Here is a 409-nt window from a genome sequence, read left to right as displayed (position 1 = left end):
CCATGCTGTTCTGCCTGGCGTCGGGGCACTTCGACTTGTCGGTGGGCTCGGTGATCGCCTGCGCCGGGGTGGTGGCCGCGATTGTGATGCGCGACACCGACAGCGTCATGCTCGGCATCGGCGCGGCGCTGCTGATGGGCCTGATTGTCGGGCTGATCAACGGCATCGTCATCGCCAAGCTGCGGGTCAATGCACTGATCACCACCTTGGCGACCATGCAGATCGTGCGCGGCCTGGCCTATATCTTTGCCGACGGCAAGGCGGTGGGGGTGTCCCAGGATCAGTTCTTCGTGTTCGGCAACGGCCAGTTATTGGGCGTGCCGGTGCCGATCCTGATCACCATCGTCTGCTTCCTGTTCTTCGGCTGGCTGCTCAACTACACCACCTACGGGCGCAACACCATGGCCAT

1 pseudogene is annotated in these 409 nt (G+C 63.1%); it reads left to right on the top strand.

Annotation, left to right across the window (positions count from 1 at the left end):
* Positions 1–409 (top strand): annotated as a pseudogene (locus tag NR164_RS30295) (L-arabinose ABC transporter permease AraH); the annotation flags it as partial.

Source organism: Pseudomonas sp. Pse79, assembly GCF_024519615.1.
Taxonomy (GTDB): domain Bacteria; phylum Pseudomonadota; class Gammaproteobacteria; order Pseudomonadales; family Pseudomonadaceae; genus Aquipseudomonas; species Aquipseudomonas veronii.
The sequence above is the reverse complement of the archived record's forward strand: the minus strand, read 5'-3'. Positions and strand labels throughout refer to the sequence as shown.